We start from the raw sequence: 20,628 nt of genomic DNA on the forward strand, positions 1-20,628 counted from the left end.
CAAGGGAGATATGCTAATGATAAATAGACGTTTTTTCGGTGTCGTTTTCCTATTAGGTATATGTGGTTTGCTATTGGCAGCATGTGGTGAAAAAACGCAGGAAGATGTCGTGGAAGAACTACAGGAAACAGTGACAGAGTTGGATGGATATAAGGCAACAGCGGATATGACGATGAATACAGGGGAGCAGGAACAAACTTTTTTAATTGACATCTGGTACCAGGCAGATGACCAATATCGTGTCAAACTTGAAAATGAAGCAGAGCAGAACGAGAGCCAAGTGATTTTGAAAAATACAGATGGTGTCTTTGTGTTGACACCTGCCTTGGAAAAAAGTTTTAAATTTCAATCTGATTGGCCGGAAAACAGCAGTCAGCCGTATTTACTGCAATCCCTCGTCAGCGATGTAGTGAATGATCCAGAAGCTGAATTTGAAGCGACAGATGATCATTATATTTTCCGAACGAAAACCAATTATCAGAGCAATAACAATTTACCGGCACAGGAAATTTATTTTGACAAGTCCAGCCATACACCAGCTATGGTGAATGTTTTAAATCAGGATAGAGAACCACTGGTAAATGTGACATTCCACGGGTTTGATCTAGACGCAACCTTTGCAGAAGATGATTTTTCAATGGATAAGAATATGGAGCAAGAAACAGAAGAAGAAAGTGCCAGCGCGGAAGAAGGGGAAGCACTGGAAACAGCAGCTGAAGAAGTCCGTGAGCTGTATCCTACCTTTACAGCTGGAGCAGAATTGGCAGATAAGCAGGAAGTTTCCTTAGATGATGGAGAGCGTATTATTACGACCTATGAAGGCGAGAAAAACTTCACGCTAGTCCAGGAAATCAGAGAAACTGCTCCAGTGAATTCAGGTCCAGAAGTAGTGGATGGAGATATTGTGAATCTGGGCGCAACTGTGGCAGCGTTAGAGGGGAATGCGTTAACGTGGAATCACCAGGGAGTGGAGTATCAACTAGCCAGCACGGAATTGACAAGGGAAGAAATGATTGAAGTTGCACAATCTGTACAGGGACAATTAAGCAAATGATACAACGAAGGCAAAAGCAGGCTCTGGATACCGGGCCTGCTTTTTTTGTAAGTTAAGAAAGTATACGATTTCCTTTTTAAATTTTTATTCAGGAATAGCCATGTCCACGAAAGCGCCAAACTTTAGAGATTTCACGTCGTGCCGTGCCCCTCGGGTGAAAGTCATCATCGGTTTAAGGTAAAGGAAGGCCGACTAAGACCAGGCTAAAGCCTAACGTCGGCATACCCCTAAAGGGGCATGAATCCTTTATCTCAGGAAGTAAAGGAAGTTCGACCAAGGTCGAAGAACCACCCCCAAAGACCGGGGGCGCAGTCTCTACGTTTTTCGACGCACACGATGTGCTAGTGCAGGTGTTGCGACAAGGATGTCGCGTTCTTAGCCTGCAAGGGCGCTCCTGCGCTTTTCGTTCTAAGGTTGTTTTGGATTCAGAGGTATGATTTTTACATATTGGCATATAATTAATAGACAGGTATTTATTTCATTGCATAATTATATGCACTTCAACGTGTTAAAAAAGTCGCAGGGAAGATAGTGTCTTTTCAAAGACAGTGCTTACCTTCAAGGCCATCATTCTTTGCAGCGAGTCCCCCTTGCCAATGGCAGCATCTGATTGGCCTTTCTTGGTTTATGTTACTGGAATTGTTCCTTAATGCCTGGATAGTGTATAATAGGAGGGTATAAACGTTTATTTTTATCTTTAAAAGTAATGGGATACCCCGAAATGTAAGATGCAAAACGACAAATTTACATGATTTTTTTATAATTTCGCCATAACCCCTTTGCAAATGTATGTGTACAATGCTATCATAATATTAAATTGAATAACGAACGTTAATTGTTGGCGGGGGTGCTAGGATTTGGCTGAAAATAATGAAGAAATTTTAGTGAAAATACCGAAGAATTTACTAAGTGAGGTGGACGGTGTAATGAAATATGAGAATGGTTCCGACTTAAACGACTTTATATGTGAAGCAACTCAAAATTATTTAAACCGTAAAAAAGAAGAACACCTCCAACGTTTTCATGAGACAATGCAGCGCGGATATGAGGAAATGGCAAGAATTAATCTGACGATTGCTTCAGAGGCTTTTCAAGCTGAAGAGGAGGCTGAAATAACTCTAGAGCGCTCTGTGATCGGGGTGTAACACTTGTGATCGTTCAAAGAGGCGAGGTTTATTTTGCTGACTTATCCCCTGTAGTCGGTTCCGAACAGGGTGGTGTGCGGCCGGTTCTGATTGTCCAAAACGATATAGGTAATCGATTTAGCCCAACTGTTATCGTGGCGGCTATCACCGCACAGATACAAAAGGCTAAATTGCCTACGCATGTGGAGATCGATGCAAAACGTTATGGGTTTGACAGAAATTCAGTCATTCTGTTAGAACAAATTCGCACATTAGATAAGCAGCGATTAACGGATAAAATTACCAAATTAGATAAAGAAATGATGGAAAAAATCGATCAAGCACTAGAAATAAGCCTTGGCTTACGAGATGTGTACAGCAATAATTAATATTATTTTTCTGTAACCACGAAAAAGACAGCTCTCTTTGAAAGAGCTGTCTTTTTTCTGCCTCAAATTTCTTCTTGTTCTAAATTTCGTACTTTAAAAGTAACTTTCTTTTCAAAGACACAGGAGTTGGTCGTTTCTTTTATATATTTGCTGACAAGATGAGAAGGGAAAGAGGTAACGTGTAAGGCGACCGCTGGGGCGGATCGTTTTGCTTTTCGACATACAAATGTTTTTCGATGGAACGAGTAAGCGCAACAACGATTTTGACAAAACCCGCCTTATTTCCAGCAATGCTAGATATATACTATGTATGTTATACTAAGGTAGCGATAAGTGCAGAGCTTTCTAAATAGTAGTTATGTATTTACAGTCGATGCAGCAAGAATAACAACACTCATCACAATAAGAAATTTATCAAAAAAAGTAAAATGGAGGGTACTACTGATGGATGAAAAGCTGAAAGAATTAATTCTCAATAATAGTGATTCTATTGTTGATAGTTGGATGGATGAAGTCGGACGAATGAAATCAGGGAACTATACAGCAAGTATCTCTGAGGAACTCTATGTAAATACCAACCGAGAATTTGTAAATGTGATTTTTGCAAGTGTCCAGAATGAAGGGTCTTCCAAATTAGTGGAGGAATTCTCGGAGAAAATTATCAACCTGGGCTGGCCATTGAGTTACATCACAGATGGACTGCAGGTTTTTCGACGTGTCACTATCGAATTTTTATTGAAACAAGCAGACCAAGTCGATTCCAATCATTTTCAAAATGTATTAACCAGTGTGGATGAGTGGGTGGAGCCGTTAATCCGTCAATTGGTTAATGAATATACAGGAAATTGGGAAAATATGCTTTCACTGCAGCGGGTAGCATTGCAAGAGTTATCAGCACCGCTCATTCCAGTGATGGAAGGCATAACAATTATGCCGCTGATTGGTACCATTGATACCGACAGAGCGAAGTTAATTATGGAAAATTTATTGGAAGGAACCATTAAGCACAATTCTGAAGTTGTATTAATTGATATTACAGGAGTTCCGGTAGTAGATACTATGGTTGCCCATCATATTATTCAGGCAGCGGAAGCAGTCAGATTAATCGGATCAACATGTATCCTTGTCGGAATCCGTCCGGAAATTGCTCAAACCATCGTAAATATCGGAATTGACTTAAGTAAATTCCCTACCAGAAGCACCTTGAAAAAAGGTTTTACAAAAGCGCTTGAGATTACGGGCAGAGAAGTCGTTGAATTGCCTGCAAACGGCAAAGGAATAGAAGATATTATGGGTTCTCTTAAGGGGGAGTAACAGGATGCGAATACCTATATTAAAGCTACATAACTATTTGTTAATTTCTATTCAGACGGAAATAGATGATCAGACAGCCATTCAATTTCAAGAAGATTTATTGGAAAAGATCCATAAAACAGATGCATCAGGTGTGGTGATTGATTTAACATCTGTAGAGATTATTGATTCTTTCATTGCAAAGGTGCTGGGTGATGTCGTATCGATGTCAGATTTAATGGGGGCACGTGTTGTATTAACCGGAATACAGCCGGCTGTAGCAATGACATTAATCGATCTAGGAATACACCTGCAAAAGGTCCCGACTGCATTAGATTTAGAACAGGGATTATTGAAGCTGCACCAGGAATTAGGAGGTTAGTATATGAATCCGCGATCCTGTGTCAACATTCAAAAAGAGTGGGACATTGTAGGTGCAAGACAGCTTGGCCGGGAAATGGCAAAAGAAATCGGTTTTGGAAATGTCGATCAGGCCAGAATTGCCACCGCAGTATCCGAATTAGCTCGTAATATCTATTTATATGCTGAAAATGGACAAATTTGTTTTGAGCACATCTATACGAACAGTCAAAAAGGAATATTAATGACTGCAGTTGATGTTGGTCCAGGAATACAAGATGTCAGCCGTGTTATGCAAGATGGCTATACAACCTCTGGAGGGCTGGGTGCCGGATTACCTGGAGTAAAACGTTTGATGGATGATTTTGATATAGCATCCACAGTAGGGGAAGGGACACAAATTAAGGTGATTAAATGGATCAGGTAGTTTCATCCTCTGATCCTTTCGTTTGACTTTCCTTGTTTTAAACAATGAATGCACGGATAATTCGGGTGTGAGAAGAGAAAATAACGTTGCGCTTAACTGGCGCACGTACCCGAGTTACCATCTTGGGGAAAGCCTTAAAAGAGAATAAAAGGTTCTGAGTATAGGGGGAGTAACCATCGTGAAAGAAACCATTGAAAAAAACACTATAAAATATCAGGAATTATTACAGAAATATATTGAAACACAAGATGAAAAAGCATTATATGACCTTGAATTGATCAGTAAAGATTTTATAAAAAAGAATATCCTTCCTGAAGAATTAATTAATCTGCATATTCAAGCGATGGAGCATATTTATCCGGAACTGATGGATGAATACAAGCTTTCCATGGAATTTCTGTTGGAAGCGACTGTTTTCTATGGATTGGCATTGCAGGAAGTAGATTATTTAAGGCAGGAAAAAGATGTGCTGACTTCGGAGATCTCCGTAGCGGCAAACATGCAAAAGACTTTGCTGGGAACCCAAAAGCCGGAAATCGATGGACTGGACATTGGTGTGATTAGTGTTCCCGCTCATCAGATGAATGGCGACTATCATCATTTTACAAAAGGGAACAATGGAACTGTTGGAATTGCTATTGCAGACGTGATCGGCAAAGGGATACCGGCCGCGCTATGTATGTCCATGATCAAATATGCAATGGACAGTTATCCGGAAGCGACGATGTCACCGAATAAAGTGTTAGAAAATCTGAACCGGGTTGTGGAAAGAAATATTGATTCCAGTATGTTTATCACTATGTGCTATGCGCACTATCTGCCTGAGGAAAGTAAATTAAAATTATCCTCGGCTGGTCATGAGCCGGGATATATTTTCCGTGCAGCCACTGGCACATTTGAAGAAGTCCGGGCAAAAGGTATTGTTCTCGGTGTTATGCCTGATGCGCAGTATCGGGAATATGAATTGGATATTGAAAAAGATGATTTAATTATTTTTCTGACGGACGGCGTTTCAGAATGCAGGGACGGTGACCGTTTTATTGAAACAGAAGAACTGCTGGAAGTAATCCGGAAATATATTGATTTACCCGCGCAAGACTTGGTGGAAAATGTGTATCAGTATTTTGAAAAACTTCAAGATTTCCAGTTGCGGGATGATTTTACATTAATTGTTCTTCGTAAAGAGGTTTAAAGTTATACATGCAGGGAATACAATATATTAGTTTAATCTTAATGATTGATAGAGAAAGCAAAATATCACAGTTTAACGGAACAACGGACTGCTGTTATCATAATCCATCAGATAGGAAGTTTGGCGGGTGAGGGTGAAAGCATCTGTATAAGTTCAGTTCATTCGGCTGGTATTCTAAAAAGGAATTTAGAACCTTGACGGAATTCAGTTCTACTTTATCATTGTATGGTCATCTATCTATAATCTATATGTATGATGACAGAGGGGGTTATTATGAATTTATCAGTTAATGTACAAGAAGAAACGGATGTAAAAGTTATAGAAGTGAGCGGGGAGATTGATGCTTATACAGCCCCGGAGTTAAAAAAATCATTAATGCCTTTAATCAAAGAGGATGGCAATGAAATTGAAGTGGATTTAGAAAATGTAACATATATGGACAGTACTGGCTTAGGTGTGTTTGTCAGTGCTTTAAAAGCTTCAAAGGAAAGTGACAGTCATTTCACTTTAAAAAATGTCCAGGGACGGGTATATCGTATTTTTGAGATAACCGGCCTGAACGGAGTTATGGATATTAAAGCAGCGATTCGAGGTGGCAATGAGTAATGGAAGCATTTGATTATATTGAAATGAAGGTACCGGCGAAAGCGGAATATATTGGAGTGATGCGCTTAACGCTTTCAGGTGTTGCTAATCGGGTAGGTTTTTCTTATGATGCAATTGAGGATTTAAAAGTTGCTATATCAGAAGCAATTACAAATGCTGTCGAGCATGCATATGAAGAAAAAGAATCCGGTGAAATTACCGTCGGCTTTGGCGTATATGATGACCGCATGGAAATCATGGTTGCTGATCGTGGAGGAAGTTTTGATCTGGAAGAAATAAAGAATGGCACGGGGCCATATACAAACGATGAACCAGTTGAAAAAATCCGGGAAGGGGGTTTTGGCCTGTTCTTAATTGAAGCTTTAATGGACGAAGTAAAAATCAACAATAAATATGGCGTAATGGTTATTATGACTAAATACAATAGAGAAGAAGAGGTGGACATGGATGACGACCAAATCTCAACCATTCAATAGAGGGGGAGATGAGGTTTACCAGTGGATACGTGCGCTTAAGGAAGATCCGACAAATGAAGAAATACAGGAAAAAATCGTTTTAGCTTATCAAAATCTTGTTGGATCTATTGCCCGAAAGTACTCCAAAAACAGTGCTATTCATGAAGACCTTGTACAAGTCGGCATGATTGGATTACTCGGGGCAATTAAGAGGTACGACCCTTCCTATGGTAAGTCGTTTGAATCATTCGCAATCCCAACCATTATCGGCGAAATAAAACGATTTATACGGGATAAAACATGGAGTGTGCATGTCCCTCGCCGTATTAAAGAATTGGGGCCGAAAATCCGAAAAAGTGCTGATGAACTGACGGCTAAAAATCAAAAATCTCCTACCATTCAAGAAATCGCAGAATACATTGGCGTACCAGAAGAAGAAGTATTAGAAACAATGGAAATGAGCAAAAGTTATAAGGCACTATCTGTTGATCATAAAATTGAAGCTGATTCAGACGGCAGTACCGTTGCTATCCTTGACTTAATTGGCAATGAAGATAACAGTTTTAATAATTCAGAACAGAAAATGATGCTTGAAAAAATTCTTCCTGTTTTATCAGAACGGGAACAGGTCATTTTAGAATGTACCTATTTTAAAAATATGAGTCAGAAAGAAACGGGAGAATCGCTGGGTATATCCCAGATGCATGTCTCACGTCTTCAAAGGCGAGCACTCCGTAAATTACGAGAAACCATGCAATCGGAAAGCACGGAGGTATTCGATTGATTTCCGGTAAGTATGTAGATGTTTCCGTTTATCAAAAATCGAAGAAAGGTAACCATTTTTGTGGAGACAGTTACTTTTTTATAGAAGAAGACCAGTTATTTTTAGGAGTGCTTGCAGATGGTCTTGGGAGCGGAGAAAATGCAAAAGAATCTTCACAAGCTGTGATCGATATTGTGAAGCAGTATAAGCATCAAACAGTAAAAGAGATTATTGATTTATGCAATAAACAGCTTGTAGGCATGCGCGGTGCAGTGATGGGGATTCTAAAAATAGACTTTATTGATCAGACTTATACGTTTTCCTCTATCGGAAATATAGGGATTATTATTTTGGAACAAGGATGTAAAAAGAAGCGAAATATTCCAAGCTCTGGATATCTTGGCTCGCGTTATCGGGGAGTAAAGGTAATGACAGAGAAGTTAAGTGATGGAACAAATTTTATTGTATTTTCCGATGGGGTGAAAGATAAAGAATTATCAGCGTATTATTTCACAGACTATAATGTAGAACGGATTACCGATCTATATGCCCAAAACATTGATAATACCAGACAGGACGACACAACATTAATGGCTATTAGATATAAAGGTGAAAAAGGTTGATTTGTTATGAAATAACATGGACATTGGTTCCGTTGTTAAGGATGGCAAATCAATCTTTTTAGTATGTTAGAAAGCATGAGTTTGTTTATTTTGATACAATAAGGAAGGATAGTAAGGAGGAGAAATATAGTGAATGTAGATGAAAAACTCATGGAAATTGTATCAAAAGATACCAGTGTACAAGATAGTATTGTTTCTAAAGTTATTTCTCTTTTGGATGAGGGAAATACAGTTCCGTTTATTGCCAGGTATCGAAAAGAAGCAACAGGCGGATTGGATGAAGTAAAAATAAAAGAAATACAGGACAGATGGACGTATGTTCTTAATCTGTCTGAACGAAAACAAGAAGTGCTTCGTATCATTGACGAGCAAGGTAAATTGACCGAAGAACTAAGAAATGACATTGAAAAAGCGACACAGCTTCAAAAGGTAGAAGACTTGTATCGCCCTTATAAACAAAAACGCCGTACCAGGGCAACGATTGCCAAAGAAAAAGGACTGGAGCCGCTGGCGCTGATTATTTGGGAACAGAAGGAAGCAGTAGATGTCGAACAACAGGCAGCCCAATACTTTTCAGAGGAACACGAGCTGCATACAGTGGAAGCAGTGCTTCAGGGAGTTAATGATATCATTGCCGAGTGGATTTCAGACGAACCGGCTTATCGTGAATTTATTCGAGATACCACAATGAAGCAAGGAACAATACAATCTGAAGATAAAAATAAAGAAGCGGATGAAAAGCAGGTATTTGAAATGTATTATGAATACAGTGAGACCATCCGATCTTTGGTTTCTCATCGTATTCTTGCGTTGAATCGCGGTGAAAAAGAGGGCATTTTAAAAGTGCAGGTGGAAGCACCTGTGGATAAAATCATTTCCTACTTGGAAAAAAGGGTGATCAAAAACGATTGTCCGCAACATATCAAAGAGCTGTTAACAGCTGCTGTGGAAGATAGTTATAAAAGACTGATTGAGCCCTCTGTGGAAAGAGAAATACGCAATGCGTTGACAGAAAAAGCAGAATCACAGGCAATTGAAGTTTTTTCTGTGAACTTAAGAAACTTATTACTCCAGCCGCCGCTAAAAGGGAAAGTGATTCTGGGAGTTGATCCGGCTTTCCGTACAGGTTGTAAGTTAGCTGTTGTGGACGAGACAGGGAAAGTTCATCAAATTAATGTGATTTATCCGACTGCTCCAAAGAAAGATGTGAAAGGTGCAGAAAAAGTTGTCCTCCATATTATTCAGCAGTTTGGCGTGGAGCTGGTTGCGATTGGAAACGGGACAGCATCTCGAGAAACAGAACAATTTGTTTCGGATATGTTAACCAATAACAACCTGGATATTCCATATATTATTGTGAATGAAGCAGGAGCAAGTGTATATTCTGCATCCGCCCTGGCAAGAGAAGAATTCCCCGATTTACAGGTAGAGGAAAGAAGTGCTGTGTCCATTGCAAGACGGGTACAGGACCCATTGGCCGAATTGGTGAAAATTGATCCGCAGTCGATTGGTGTTGGTCAGTACCAGCATGATGTCAGCCAAAAAGAGCTGTCCAATTCTCTGACATTCGTTGTGGAAACAGCGGTTAACCAGGTAGGAGTTAATGTGAATACTGCATCTTCCTCACTTCTACAGTATGTATCTGGTTTAAGTAAAACCGTAGCGAACAATGTGATTAAGAAGCGGGAAGAGGAAGGAAAATTCACTAACCGCAAGCAGCTGAAGAAAATTCCGCGTCTTGGTGCCAAAACATACGAGCAGTCTATTGGATTCTTGAGAATTGTGGATGGGGATACATCATTCGACCGTACCCCGATTCACCCGGAAACCTATCCACAAGCAAAAGCACTGTTACACAAGCTTGGATTTGATGAAAAAGATCTGGGGACAGAACCTTTGCAGAAAAAAATGGAAGGAATCGATAAACAAGCTGTTGCAGAAGAACTGGAACTTGGTTTACCGACGTTAGAGGATATTATTGAAGCGCTGAGCAAGCCAGAACGCGACCTGCGCGATGATTTTCCGCAGCCGTTATTAAAGAAAAATGTAATGAATATGGAAGATTTAACCACTGGTATGGAATTGCAAGGAACCGTTCGGAATGTCGTAGATTTCGGTGTCTTTGTTGATATCGGTGTAAAACAAGATGGACTTGTGCATATTTCTAAAATGTCTAAGCAGTTCGTTAAGCATCCAATGGATGTTGCTTCTGTCGGAGATGTTGTCACTGTTTGGGTTGATGATGTCAACGTACAAAAAGGAAGAATTGCACTTTCTATGATTCAGTAAAGAAGAGAAATCAAAAAAGGAACTTAAGTATTTGTTAAGTTCCTTTTTGTTTATAAAAAAGAAGACGCTCGCCTTTAAGGAAAAAGAGAGCGTCTTTCTTTTGTTTTGCTATTATTTTACGGATTCTTCGTTTGCAGCTTCCACTTCATCAAGTGAAATACCAATTGCTTCTGCAACGCCTTTTCCGTATTCCGGATCAGCACGATAGCAATTGTTGATATGACGAAGTTTAACGGATTTAGAAGCTGGTGCAATATCATTCGCTGTATTTTGGAAGAGCGCTTGTTTCTGCTCATCTGACATTAAGCGGAATAGTTTACCAGGCTGTTCATAGTACATCGTATCATCTTCGTCAAAATCAAAGTAATCTGCATTCACGTCTGTACCAAGCTGCAGTGCAGGTTCTTGATGCTCTTTGCTGTCTTCCCATTCACCGTATTGGTTCGGACTATAGCTGACTTGTCCGCCTGTATAAGGGACAACACGCATAGCGCCATCACGGTGATATGGATGGAAGTTTTTCGCGTTTTTCGGATAGTTAACAGGGATTTGCCAATGGTTCACGCCTAGACGATAACGTTGCGCGTCTCCATAAGAGAATAGGCGGCCTTGCAACATTTTATCCGGAGAAAATCCGATTCCCGGAACAATGTTCGTTGGTGCAAATGCTGCCTGCTCTACTTCCTCATGATAGTTTTCAGGGTTTTTATTCAGCTCTAATTCGCCAACTTCAATAAGCGGGAATTCATCTTTATACCATACTTTTGTCAGGTCAAACGGGTTGTAAGGCATATTTTGAGCTTCTTCTTCTGTCATTACTTGAATATACATTTTCCATTTAGGGAAGTTACCTTCTTCAATGTTCGTGTATAAGTCACGTTGATTACTTTCACGGTCTTCACCAATTACTTTTGCTGCTTCTTCGTCAGTAAGGTTTTCGATTCCTTGTTCTGTTTTGAAGTGGAATTTAACCCAGACACGTTCATTATTTTCATTGTATAAGCTGTATGCATGGCTTCCAAATAGGTTCATGTTACGGAATGATTTTGGAATACCGCGATCAGACATTACAATGGTAACCTGATGAAGTGCTTCTGGCAAGTTAGACCAGAAATCCCAGTTTGCATCAGCATTCTTCATGTTTGTTTTTGGATCACGTTTAACAACATGGTTCAAGTCAGGGAAACGTTTAGGGTCTCTCATGAAGAATACTGGAGTGTTGTTACCAACTAAGTCCCAGTTTCCTTCTTCTGTATAGAACTTCATCGCTGTTCCGCGGATATCGCGTTCTGCATCTGCAGCACCGCGTTCACCAGCTACAGTAGAGAAACGGATAAACATGTCCGTTTGCTTGCCAACTTCTGAGAAGATGTCTGCTTTTGTATATTTAGTAATGTCATTTGTAATAGTTAGTGTTCCATAAGCTCCGGATCCTTTAGCATGCATACGACGTTCAGGGATAACTTCACGGTCAAAATGTGCAAGCTTTTCAAGGAACCAAAAATCTTCCATTAGTAATGGACCACGTTTACCGGCTGTTTTCGAATCATCATCATTTGGTACAGGAGCGCCAAATGCGGTGGTCATTTTTCTTTTATCGCTCATAAATTGTTCCCCTCCTAGTAAATTAACTACAATTATTATAATAACATAATAAATAGTAGATTGCTATTAATATTCTGTGTTATTTATATGACATTTTTTAATAAATATATAGAACTCTTCTTTAACAGTGAAAACCGTATTTTTAAACAGGAGGAACGTAAGATTTATTTTCTGTTCATAAGAAATGTGAGGGTATACTTAGGATTCTATTTATTATCAATTGTATATATTAATTGAGAATTTAGAAGAGAAGTGAATGATGAGGTGCAAGAATGAAAGTTCCTGATATATCCTTGTTATGTTAAAATGAATCATTATGAGATGCATTATTTTTGATGTGGTCTTTCATGACATATTTTAATAAATAGAGAGAAGTGAGCCGTGGGGGCATTTCTAAGAAATGAAGAATCTCAGGTTCATGCTTTATTGAAAAGAGGAGCGAAAAAACGGATGAATCAACTATCAGATGAAGAATTATATCAATTGGTTAATCGGCTGTCAGAAACTTTTTTTCATAAATCCTTTCATGATAAAGCGCATTTTAATTCCCGCTTACGAACAACTGGCGGCAGGTACATTCCAAGTAAACGGCTGATTGAAATAAATCCGAAATATGTATTGGAATTTGAAGAAGAAGAACTTCACGGTATTATAAAACACGAGCTTTGTCATTATCATTTACATATTGAAGGAAAAGGATATCAACATCGGGATAGAGAATTTAGAGAACTGCTAGCCAAAACAGGATCTCCCCGCCATTGTAAACAATTGCCTTCTCAGCAGAATCGTTACCGGTATACCTATGAATGCGAAAAATGTAAAATGACTTATAAAAGAATCCGGAAAGTAGATGTTTCCAGATTTCGATGCGGAAAATGCAAGGGAAAATTAATTCGAATTTAATTTTAGATTTAAGTATTGACGAACAGATATGATACGTGGTAAATTAATTAAGCTGACATGAGATGACAATTTGTTTTTCAGCAATTGTACGTCACAGTTATTGTCAAATTACTTGGAATGCATCTACTTATTTCTAAGCCGAAAAAAGTTTTTAAGAAATTTTAAAGATTTTGTTGACAAAAAACAGGATATATTGTACGATATTTCTTGTTGTTGCTTAATAAGGATATTACATAGCAAGTAACTGATTACTTTACATTCCACAGTAGCTCAGCGGTAGAGCAATCGGCTGTTAACCGATAGGTCGTAGGTTCGAATCCTACCTGTGGAGCCATTATTGGAGAAGTACTCAAGTGGCTGAAGAGGCGCCCCTGCTAAGGGTGTAGGCCGTGTAAGCGGCGCGAGGGTTCAAATCCCTCCTTCTCCGCCATTTTCATTTTTATAATGGCCCGTTGGTCAAGTGGTTAAGACACCGCCCTTTCACGGCGGTAACACGGGTTCGAATCCCGTACGGGTCATCTTTTTAAAAATTCAAAATAAATAATTGGTCCGGTAGTTCAGCTGGTTAGAATGCCTGCCTGTCACGCAGGAGGTCGCGGGTTCGAGTCCCGTCCGGACCGCCATTATTGTTGGGCCATAGCCAAGCGGTAAGGCATCGGGTTTTGATCCCGTGCACCCCAGGTTCGAATCCTGGTGGCCCAGCCATTTTATTTTTTAGAAAGTGTACATGCGGATACTATTACTAATAATAGTATTTTTTTATTGATAGAGACTATAGAAAGTCATTTATATCAAATAGAGCCATTAGCTCAGTCGGCAGAGCATCTGACTTTTAATCAGAGGGTCGAAGGTTCGAATCCTTCATGGCTCACCATTTTAATATTGCGGATGTGGCGGAATTGGCAGACGCGCTAGAATCAGGCTCTAGTGTCCGTTGGACGTGGGGGTTCGAGTCCCTTCATCCGCACCATATTATATTCTTTGCGGTCGTGGCGGAAAGGCAGACGCGTCAGGTTGAGGGCCTGGTGGGTGAATAACCCGTGTGGGTTCGACTCCCACCGACCGCATTAAATGTGAAGGCGGATATAACAAGAGTTATAGGATCTTGAGATTTTAAAAGCACTCATTCCGATTTATGGAATATGAGTGCTTTTTTAATGTTGTGATACCAGGGTGGTACCACGTCAATATATGGATGAAAATGGATTTTACTTATTGTTCGGATTTAAAAGTATAAAATACTCGACAAAGTTCATCTAAACTCAAATTGTTTAAACAAACATATTTAGGTCTTGTTAATAGAATTTCTAACTGTTTGAGATTTTGTTGATACGTATTTGATAGATTTAACTGCATCAGTTTGTTGTTGAGTTAGATGGATTTTTCCATGCAACGACCTCCAATTCTTCACATATTGTAAAACAGCGTTATGGTACGTTGGGCTAGATGAATCATTAAAAAATTGTCTGATTTGCCGGCAGTTTCTCTTTGCTTATTTGGAAACAAATGTTCATACACATTGTAAAAATAAATTTATCCATGTCAAAGTTTTTGCAGCTTGGTAGTTGTAAACGAATTACCGACACAGTAAATAATCAAGTGGATGATGCACACATTATCTGATATAATATAGATGTAGATATTATTATTTTTAATAAAAATGCATATACTGATTACCATAAGGTGGTGATTGGTATTGAAGAAAAAAGGAGGAAGAAGAATGATTTCAAATACTCCTGAGAAAAAATCAGCTAAAGCTGTTAGAGAAGATGTAGAAGAACGCAGATTACGAGCTATTTCAAAACGAATTGATACGTCAAAGCTAGACTTAGATGATGTATTACTTGTCGATCGTTTTGGAAATGTAGATATAACACCAGACCATCCTCAATATAAATTTTGGACGGAAGATGACTAATGAAACCAGGTTACATTTATGAATTGAGATTCCCATTTGAAGAAGGGCAGGTGCTAAAAATCGCCCTGTCTTTATTATTATGTTAACTCAAGATAAAAATAAAGCAGTGGGGTTGAAAATAACTGGTACACCAAGATTTAATCGTGTACCTATTTTAGATAGCCCTAATTCTGGTTTATCTAAAGCGTCTTATGTACAATGTGATACTTATGCTGTTTTCAGTAATGAAGATAAAATACCTAGAGGAAAATTAAGCGAGTATGATAATTATATTTTTGTGTTTGAATGTTTGAAAAATTTTTAGATGTTTAAGACCAAAATTAAACCAAACTAGCTGTAAGATTGAATCAAAAGATGTAATAAAGAAGAATCAATGTACTTATGTATAAAGTACGCTGAAACTAGATTTGAGGGTCTGGTGGGTGAATAACTCATGTGGGTTTAACTCCCGTCGACCGCATTAAATGTGAAGGCGGATATAACAAGAGTTTAAAACTCTTGAAATGTTAAAAGCACTCATTCCATAGATGGTAACGAGTGCTTTTTTAATATTGTAGTAACAGCTTGGTGCCATGTTTGTTTAAAACGACTGTTGTTGCTTTGATAAAGTCTGATAGAATTATCTTGATAGATTGATTAAGAAAATTTAACAAACGGGCAATTTAATTGAGTAACATAACTCAGTTTAAGTCACAAAATATGCTGCAATTATCATTTGCTAGGGGGAATAACAATGGACATAGAAAAGAAACTGTATGATTCAGCAGTTAAATTAATTAAAGCCAAATACTCTTCAGGTTGGGGTGGCGCTGCTACAATGGCATTAGAAGATGGTACGATTTTAACAAGTATAGCCCCTGAAGTCATTGTTGCATCTACTGAATTATGTATGGAAACAGGAGCAATCCTTGAGGCTCATAAACTTGGAAAAAAGGTGACTCATTCCATGTGTTTGGTGCGAGATGATGAGCATTCAGAATTTAAGGTCTTATCTCCTTGTGGTGTATGTCAGGAAAGACTATTTTATTGGGGACCAAGTGTAAAAGTAGCAGTTAGTATACCTGGAAAAGATGTTGTTTTTAAAACCTTATCAGAAGTACAACCTTACCACTGGACAGCTGCTTATCCAGATGAAGACTTATTTGATGCCTAAAGTTCCGCAATTGGGTACGGTTGTTTAATAAGACTTCTTTGTATATGTTAAAGTAGGTTAGAAGATTAACTGAAACACGAAACACTATCTTATTTGAAACTGATAATGTTTGATTTTTGGTCTTATTTTAAAGCTTATTTCATGCCAGAAAGAAGGCGTGAAAATAGAGATTTAATGAAGTAATGAGAGTATAAGAAAGTACGTATAGCAAGTTTTAGTATACTTGGTACGATATTATCCGATGAGGATCTGGTAGGTGAATATCTGTGTGGATTCGACTCATGACGTCCACATCAAATGTAAAGTTGATTATATCAAGGGTTTTAAGCTCTTGGAATTTTAAAGTGCTCATTCCAAAGATGGAAAATGAGTGCTTTTTTTAATGGATTTGCACCAGTTTTATACCAGCTTAATACAAGGGTGTAGAGGCAACATCTCTTTCATACTTGCGAATCCAATAATACATTTGATTCGCCTTCATGCCCTGTTCTCTACACCACGCGGCAGCTTACATACCACTAGCTTTCCAAGCATCATATCTTGCTTTCCATTCTGTTCTTTTTTCTGCATTTGTCATCGCATAACCTCTGAATGATTTTCTATGGAGATTATCTCATGCGTGGTTTATAACTTGTAGGTGGGGATTATTTGACGCTTACATTAAATGTAAAGGCGGATATAACAAGAGTTTTAAACTCTTGAAATGTTAAAAGCACTCATTTTCCATCTATGGAATGAGTGCTTTTTAGGTTGGATCGACTCAATGTCTGGATGCAAATAGGTATATGGAAGGGGATTAATTTTAAGAGAATTTAAAATGGGATCTCTATTATTATACTTATGAAGATTGTGGAAACTAATCGCAATTGTATTTTAATAAAATGTGATTTCCTCAATCAGCATCTTCAACATTAGAAAGCCAAAAATTTTGTAATTCGTTCGTGCTATCCTGTTGAACCTTATTGATACTATGAAGCAAATCAGATAAGTAAACCTGTTGCATTTTTTGTTCAGTAGTTTGCTGAATTTCTTGAAAGTATGCAGCTGTAATCTTTTGTATGTTACAACCAACTATGCAATCTGGATTTGTTTGTGTCTTCAAGTGCAAAAGTTGTCTGTTGCCTTCTACAGCATTGTAAATATCAAGCAGACTTATTTTTTCTGGTTCACGAGCCAGACTTGGATTCGGATGTCCATGAACACTGATAAGAAGACCTCCCTTTTTTAAAGAGGACATAATCTGTCTGACATAAGAAGGGTGTGTGTTTATGCTCTTAGCGATAGCCTTACTGGATAAATCCTGATCCTTGGAAATATAAATAAACGACAAGATATGGATTGCATCGCTAAATTTCGTTGAATATTTCATTCAGTCACCTCCATTAATACATTTTTAGTATAACACAACTTGACCTTATTTTCATTTGTTGTTATTATAATTCATGCAACTGGATGTTAATTTTATTATAACAACTAGTTAATTTGAGATATAATAAAGGAGTGTACTTAATGAACTGGGCTAAAACGAATGATGGCTTGGAAATTTATTATGAAATAGAAGGAAATGGGCCTACTATTGTTTTTCAATCTGGTTATATGGGAATTCATGATATCTGGAATCACCAGATTAAAGCAATAAAGAACTCTTATCGTTGTATCACACATGACAATCGAGGCTACGGTCTTTCCAGCAAACCTGTAGATTCATCTTTCTATACTACAGAAAAAAATGTTGCCGATTTAAAGGCTGTACTTGACGCTGCTGAAGTGACTGACTCATTTTTGTTAGTTACTCATTCTTTAGGTAGTGCGGCAGCTATTGCGTTTGCTGATAAGTATCCGCATCTTGTAAAAGGAATTATTATGATGGGGGGACCTACTATTTCGGGCGGAGCAATAGAAGGTGAGTCGCATGAAGAAATGTGGGCTGCCCATCAAACCACTCCAAGCGATGCTGCGAATTTTTATAAAAAACTGGGGTGTTCTGAAGAAATTGCTTTGGAGGCAGGTAAATGGCAACCAACAGTATTCAAAAATCAAACTAGAGCAATTCTTCATTATCAACCTGATTCGAATGCTTTAAACCTTCCAATGCCTATGTTGGTTGTTCATGGCACACATGATGTTGTTTCTCCAAAAGAAGTTGTTTATACTATTGTTGACACATTTACTCATGCAAGGTGGGTAGAGCTTGATGGATTAAACCATTTTCCACAGATAGAAGCTCCTGAAACAATCAATAAACTAGTTCATGACTTTTATACGGAAATCAGTGACAATTAAACGGAGAGTGAATAAGGTCCTAAAAAAAGGTGAATCTATCTAAAAAATAAGGGTCAACACTAAAATCTATGGTTGGAAAATATAAATAAATGTAATACTGGAAACCAACTCTAACGGCGGTTTTGGTGGACGAGTAAGCACAACGGTTTTCGATAGGGTGAGTAAACGTAGTCCCAGTATGAAGATCCCTAAGAAAAAGCATTCTTCTTTTACCCGCGAGGCATAAGTGCGACTATAGCTCTGTTTGCGCCTGCTGGCTTGCAATCACTTTAGTTCTTCTTTATTGGAGAGATTAAGGACAAGCCAATGGAAAGCATAGTGTATTTCCACAGTGGTAAATTACAGCAAAATGAAATCACTATGTCACCCTTAGATTTTGATAAAGAACCAAAAATAAAATAAGAGAGTGTTTTGAAAAAGTCAAGTTATTAGGTATCTTGGCTTTTTTTTTAAAACGTAAAAGTTTTTCTTTCTTAGGGTGTAAAAAGTTATTTTGTAATGACAGTAATAATTAGCTCAAATACGTGCGAAGTTATTATATTTCTTTATACGTAAGTGAAAAATAGTCCATACCTTTTAATAAGTGTGGACTATTTTTCACTTACGACCGCATAAAAGAGAACAGATACTAGTTTGGCGTAATAAAATCATTTTATTAAACAATAAAGAGGATCTGATACAGGGGCTAATTTCCATATGTAAGTAATTTTAGTGTATAGGTTGACATATCGAAAATTATCGAATAATATGTATGCCATGAAATTTAATAGAGATTTTCATGTTCTGACTGATATAACCATCCGGAACTTTAGTATCCAAATATAGAGATAATGGATTTATTATCGTTAGACATTGTCTTACGTCTAAAAAAGATGTGCAAGTTGCTTTTTTGCTTATCATTCCGTTATTTCCCGAATAATTGATGAAGTAAAAATATCTAGCGATGAAGTTTCACTATACAGGAGGCATTGTAGCAATGAATAAAAAGTTTGAACCATTATTTGAAAAAGTAGCATTACCTAATAAGGTAGAATTGAAAAATAGATTTGTCTTGGCACCACTTACACATGTATCTTCACACGATGATGGTACTATTTCTGATGTTGAAATTAATTATATGGAGCAACGTTCGAAAGATGTAGGCTTGGCAATTTCTGCAGCCAGTAATGTGACTGATTTAGGAAAGGCATTTCCAGGACAACCCTCTGTTGCGCATGATTCAGACCTGGATGGTTTGAAGCGGTTAGCTAAAGCGATGAAGAAAAATGGAGCAAAAGCTATCGTGCAAATACATCATGGCGGAGCACAATCACTACCATATTTAACACCGAACGGAGATGTAGCTGCTCCAAGTCCTGTTACTTTGCAAAGTTTCGATGAAAAAGGGGAGCATGATGCTCGAACAATTACGCATGAAGAAATTGAACAAACCATCACAGCATTTGGGGAAGCAACACGCAGAGTTATCGAAGCTGGGTTTGATGGTGTAGAAATTCATGGTGCAAACCATTATTTAATCCATCAATTTGTTTCACCATATTATAATCGTCGAGATGATGAGTGGGGAGAAAATAAATTGAAATTCCCGATGAGAGTTGTAGATGAAGTTGTGAATACGGCTAAAACTTATGCAGAAGATACATTTATCGTCGGTTATAGATTTTCACCAGAAGAAGCAGAAACCCCTGGTATAAGTATGGAAATCACGGAGGAGTTAGTGAAAAACTTAATCAACAAATCGCTGGATTATTTACATGTTTCCTTAATGGATATACACGCTAAAACGCGTGAAGGTAAATATCAAGGGGAAGAAAGAATTAAATTGCTGCATCAGTGGATAGACGGCCGTATGCCGTTAATTGGTATTGGCTCCATCTTTACTGCGGAACAAGCACTTGAAGCTGTAGAATCAAACAATGTAGAATTATTAGCCCTAGGCAGGGAAATTCTATTAGATCATCGTTTCATTAATAAAATTCAAAATGGAAAAGAGGAAGAAATCATGTCAGAATTCGATCCTTACAGAGAAGATTATCATGATTTACCGCTTGATTTATGGAAGCAATTTAATGATGGTTTCTACCCATTGCCAAGAACGGATGAGAAGTAATCTTTTGAAGGAATGGGAAAAACGCTATAAAGTGATATTCAACGCTTTGTGGCGTTTTTCTTATGGTCTTTTGCTTTACAT

At 38.1% G+C, this 20,628-nt stretch carries 19 protein-coding genes, 8 tRNA genes and 1 pseudogene; 25 read left to right on the forward strand and 3 right to left on the reverse strand.

What is annotated here, in order from left to right; genetic code table 11:
• The first annotated feature begins 16 nt into the window (after positions 1-16).
• The 12 genes from ACFQ19_RS13985 (at position 17) to ACFQ19_RS14040 (ending at position 10,575) form a co-directional block, all read left to right on the forward strand.
• Positions 17-1,054 (forward strand): LolA family protein, encoded by a 1,038-nt coding sequence (locus ACFQ19_RS13985; protein ID WP_379593103.1) that lies wholly within the window; start codon positions 17-19, stop codon positions 1,052-1,054.
• A gap of 926 nt (positions 1,055-1,980) precedes the next feature.
• Positions 1,981-2,199 carry an antitoxin gene (locus ACFQ19_RS13990; RefSeq protein WP_379593184.1) on the forward strand — a complete coding sequence of 73 codons (219 nt, stop codon included), beginning with the start codon at positions 1,981-1,983 and terminating at the stop codon, positions 2,197-2,199.
• 5 nt (positions 2,200-2,204) lie between these two features.
• Positions 2,205-2,567 (forward strand): type II toxin-antitoxin system PemK/MazF family toxin, encoded by a 363-nt coding sequence (locus ACFQ19_RS13995; protein WP_379593105.1) that lies wholly within the window; start codon positions 2,205-2,207, stop codon positions 2,565-2,567.
• A 444-nt stretch (positions 2,568-3,011) separates the two neighbouring features.
• Positions 3,012-3,881 carry an RsbT co-antagonist protein RsbRA gene (locus ACFQ19_RS14000; RefSeq protein ID WP_379593107.1) on the forward strand — a complete coding sequence of 290 codons (870 nt, stop codon included), beginning with the start codon at positions 3,012-3,014 and terminating at the stop codon, positions 3,879-3,881.
• A gap of 4 nt (positions 3,882-3,885) precedes the next feature.
• Positions 3,886-4,242: an STAS domain-containing protein gene (locus ACFQ19_RS14005; RefSeq protein WP_379593109.1), complete on the forward strand. Its 357-nt coding sequence runs from the start codon at positions 3,886-3,888 to the stop codon at positions 4,240-4,242.
• Positions 4,243-4,245: 3 nt separating this feature from the next.
• The gene (locus ACFQ19_RS14010) at positions 4,246-4,647 is read left to right on the forward strand and encodes an anti-sigma regulatory factor (RefSeq protein WP_379593111.1); all 402 of its coding nucleotides are present in this window, start codon (positions 4,246-4,248) and stop codon (positions 4,645-4,647) included.
• A 178-nt stretch (positions 4,648-4,825) separates the two neighbouring features.
• The gene (locus ACFQ19_RS14015) at positions 4,826-5,839 is read left to right on the forward strand and encodes a PP2C family protein-serine/threonine phosphatase (RefSeq protein ID WP_379593112.1); all 1,014 of its coding nucleotides are present in this window, start codon (positions 4,826-4,828) and stop codon (positions 5,837-5,839) included.
• A gap of 273 nt (positions 5,840-6,112) precedes the next feature.
• Positions 6,113-6,445, forward strand: coding sequence for an STAS domain-containing protein (locus ACFQ19_RS14020; protein WP_379593114.1), 333 nt, complete (start codon positions 6,113-6,115; stop codon positions 6,443-6,445).
• Positions 6,445-6,921: an anti-sigma B factor RsbW gene (gene rsbW / locus ACFQ19_RS14025; protein ID WP_379593116.1), complete on the forward strand. Its 477-nt coding sequence runs from the start codon at positions 6,445-6,447 to the stop codon at positions 6,919-6,921. The genes ACFQ19_RS14020 and rsbW overlap by 1 nt, the downstream gene beginning before the upstream one ends.
• On the forward strand, positions 6,893-7,684 hold the full coding sequence (sigB, locus tag ACFQ19_RS14030) for an RNA polymerase sigma factor SigB (protein WP_379593118.1): 792 nt from the start codon (positions 6,893-6,895) through the stop codon (positions 7,682-7,684). Before rsbW ends, sigB begins: the two co-directional genes overlap by 29 nt.
• Positions 7,681-8,286 carry a SpoIIE family protein phosphatase gene (locus ACFQ19_RS14035; protein WP_379593120.1) on the forward strand — a complete coding sequence of 202 codons (606 nt, stop codon included), beginning with the start codon at positions 7,681-7,683 and terminating at the stop codon, positions 8,284-8,286. Before sigB ends, ACFQ19_RS14035 begins: the two co-directional genes overlap by 4 nt.
• Positions 8,287-8,436: 150 nt before the next feature.
• Positions 8,437-10,575 carry a Tex family protein gene (locus ACFQ19_RS14040; RefSeq protein ID WP_379593186.1) on the forward strand — a complete coding sequence of 713 codons (2,139 nt, stop codon included), beginning with the start codon at positions 8,437-8,439 and terminating at the stop codon, positions 10,573-10,575.
• 111 nt (positions 10,576-10,686) lie between these two features.
• Here the strand turns inward: ACFQ19_RS14040 and ACFQ19_RS14045 are convergent, their stop codons facing one another.
• On the reverse strand, positions 10,687-12,180 hold the full coding sequence (locus ACFQ19_RS14045) for a catalase (protein ID WP_379593122.1): 1,494 nt from the start codon (positions 12,178-12,180) through the stop codon (positions 10,687-10,689).
• A gap of 450 nt (positions 12,181-12,630) precedes the next feature.
• Here ACFQ19_RS14045 and ACFQ19_RS14050 point away from each other — a divergent pair, with 450 nt between their 5' ends.
• The 11 genes from ACFQ19_RS14050 to ACFQ19_RS14100 all read left to right on the forward strand — a co-directional run bounded on the left by ACFQ19_RS14050 (position 12,631) and on the right by ACFQ19_RS14100 (position 16,154).
• Positions 12,631-13,083, forward strand: coding sequence for a SprT family protein (locus ACFQ19_RS14050; protein ID WP_379593124.1), 453 nt, complete (start codon positions 12,631-12,633; stop codon positions 13,081-13,083).
• Positions 13,084-13,342: 259 nt separating this feature from the next.
• Positions 13,343-13,417: transfer RNA gene (locus tag ACFQ19_RS14055), tRNA-Asn, on the forward strand.
• A 5-nt stretch (positions 13,418-13,422) separates the two neighbouring features.
• Positions 13,423-13,513, forward strand: a tRNA-Ser gene (locus ACFQ19_RS14060).
• 16 nt (positions 13,514-13,529) lie between these two features.
• Positions 13,530-13,601: transfer RNA gene (locus ACFQ19_RS14065), tRNA-Glu, on the forward strand.
• Between the two features lie 28 nt (positions 13,602-13,629).
• A tRNA-Asp gene (locus ACFQ19_RS14070) sits at positions 13,630-13,706 on the forward strand.
• Between the two features lie 7 nt (positions 13,707-13,713).
• A tRNA-Gln gene (locus ACFQ19_RS14075) sits at positions 13,714-13,788 on the forward strand.
• 93 nt (positions 13,789-13,881) lie between these two features.
• A tRNA-Lys gene (locus ACFQ19_RS14080) sits at positions 13,882-13,957 on the forward strand.
• Positions 13,958-13,967: 10 nt separating this feature from the next.
• Positions 13,968-14,053: transfer RNA gene (locus tag ACFQ19_RS14085), tRNA-Leu, on the forward strand.
• 13 nt (positions 14,054-14,066) lie between these two features.
• Positions 14,067-14,150, forward strand: a tRNA-Leu gene (locus tag ACFQ19_RS14090).
• Between the two features lie 653 nt (positions 14,151-14,803).
• Complete coding sequence (locus tag ACFQ19_RS14095; RefSeq protein WP_379593126.1) at positions 14,804-15,001, forward strand: hypothetical protein; 198 nt, start codon at positions 14,804-14,806, stop codon at positions 14,999-15,001.
• 733 nt (positions 15,002-15,734) lie between these two features.
• A complete protein-coding gene (locus ACFQ19_RS14100) occupies positions 15,735-16,154 on the forward strand; it encodes a cytidine deaminase (RefSeq protein WP_379593128.1) in 420 nt (139 codons plus the stop codon).
• A gap of 409 nt (positions 16,155-16,563) precedes the next feature.
• Here the strand turns inward: ACFQ19_RS14100 and ACFQ19_RS14105 are convergent.
• Both ACFQ19_RS14105 and ACFQ19_RS14110 read right to left on the reverse strand, forming a co-directional pair.
• Positions 16,564-16,650 (reverse strand): annotated as a pseudogene (locus ACFQ19_RS14105) (hypothetical protein); the annotation flags it as partial.
• A 396-nt stretch (positions 16,651-17,046) separates the two neighbouring features.
• Positions 17,047-17,523 carry an Rrf2 family transcriptional regulator gene (locus ACFQ19_RS14110; RefSeq protein WP_379593130.1) on the reverse strand — a complete coding sequence of 159 codons (477 nt, stop codon included), beginning with the start codon at positions 17,521-17,523 and terminating at the stop codon, positions 17,047-17,049.
• Between the two features lie 140 nt (positions 17,524-17,663).
• Between ACFQ19_RS14110 and ACFQ19_RS14115 the strand changes: the two genes are divergently transcribed.
• Both ACFQ19_RS14115 and ACFQ19_RS14120 read left to right on the forward strand, forming a co-directional pair.
• Complete coding sequence (locus ACFQ19_RS14115) at positions 17,664-18,437, forward strand: alpha/beta fold hydrolase (protein ID WP_379593132.1); 774 nt, start codon at positions 17,664-17,666, stop codon at positions 18,435-18,437.
• Positions 18,438-19,413: 976 nt separating this feature from the next.
• Positions 19,414-20,547 (forward strand): NADH-dependent flavin oxidoreductase, encoded by a 1,134-nt coding sequence (locus ACFQ19_RS14120; protein WP_379593134.1) that lies wholly within the window; start codon positions 19,414-19,416, stop codon positions 20,545-20,547.
• Positions 20,548-20,628 lie beyond the last annotated feature (81 nt).

Source organism: Oceanobacillus locisalsi, from assembly GCF_042675985.1.
Taxonomy (GTDB): Bacteria; Bacillota; Bacilli; order Bacillales; family Amphibacillaceae; genus Oceanobacillus; species Oceanobacillus locisalsi.

What these genes read in the sequence shown, in the direction of transcription:
- ACFQ19_RS14010 (WP_379593111.1), top strand. Translation starts at nt 4,246, where the DNA reads ATGAATCCGCGATCCTGTGTCAACATTCAAAAAGAGTGGGACATTGTA.
- ACFQ19_RS14095 (WP_379593126.1), top strand. Translation starts at nt 14,804, where the DNA reads ATGATTTCAAATACTCCTGAGAAAAAATCAGCTAAAGCTGTTAGAGAA.
- rsbW (WP_379593116.1), top strand. Translation starts at nt 6,445, where the DNA reads ATGGAAGCATTTGATTATATTGAAATGAAGGTACCGGCGAAAGCGGAA.
- ACFQ19_RS14100 (WP_379593128.1), top strand. Translation starts at nt 15,735, where the DNA reads ATGGACATAGAAAAGAAACTGTATGATTCAGCAGTTAAATTAATTAAA.
- ACFQ19_RS14115 (WP_379593132.1), top strand. Translation starts at nt 17,664, where the DNA reads ATGAACTGGGCTAAAACGAATGATGGCTTGGAAATTTATTATGAAATA.
- ACFQ19_RS14040 (WP_379593186.1), top strand. Translation starts at nt 8,437, where the DNA reads ATGGAAATTGTATCAAAAGATACCAGTGTACAAGATAGTATTGTTTCT.
- ACFQ19_RS14020 (WP_379593114.1), top strand. Translation starts at nt 6,113, where the DNA reads ATGAATTTATCAGTTAATGTACAAGAAGAAACGGATGTAAAAGTTATA.
- ACFQ19_RS14120 (WP_379593134.1), top strand. Translation starts at nt 19,414, where the DNA reads ATGAATAAAAAGTTTGAACCATTATTTGAAAAAGTAGCATTACCTAAT.
- ACFQ19_RS14050 (WP_379593124.1), top strand. Translation starts at nt 12,631, where the DNA reads ATGAATCAACTATCAGATGAAGAATTATATCAATTGGTTAATCGGCTG.
- ACFQ19_RS14005 (WP_379593109.1), top strand. Translation starts at nt 3,886, where the DNA reads ATGCGAATACCTATATTAAAGCTACATAACTATTTGTTAATTTCTATT.
- ACFQ19_RS14045 (WP_379593122.1), bottom strand. Translation starts at nt 12,180, where the DNA reads ATGAGCGATAAAAGAAAAATGACCACCGCATTTGGCGCTCCTGTACCA.
- sigB (WP_379593118.1), top strand. Translation starts at nt 6,893, where the DNA reads ATGACGACCAAATCTCAACCATTCAATAGAGGGGGAGATGAGGTTTAC.
- ACFQ19_RS14000 (WP_379593107.1), top strand. Translation starts at nt 3,012, where the DNA reads ATGGATGAAAAGCTGAAAGAATTAATTCTCAATAATAGTGATTCTATT.
- ACFQ19_RS13990 (WP_379593184.1), top strand. Translation starts at nt 1,981, where the DNA reads ATGAAATATGAGAATGGTTCCGACTTAAACGACTTTATATGTGAAGCA.
- ACFQ19_RS13985 (WP_379593103.1), top strand. Translation starts at nt 17, where the DNA reads ATGATAAATAGACGTTTTTTCGGTGTCGTTTTCCTATTAGGTATATGT.
- ACFQ19_RS14110 (WP_379593130.1), bottom strand. Translation starts at nt 17,523, where the DNA reads ATGAAATATTCAACGAAATTTAGCGATGCAATCCATATCTTGTCGTTT.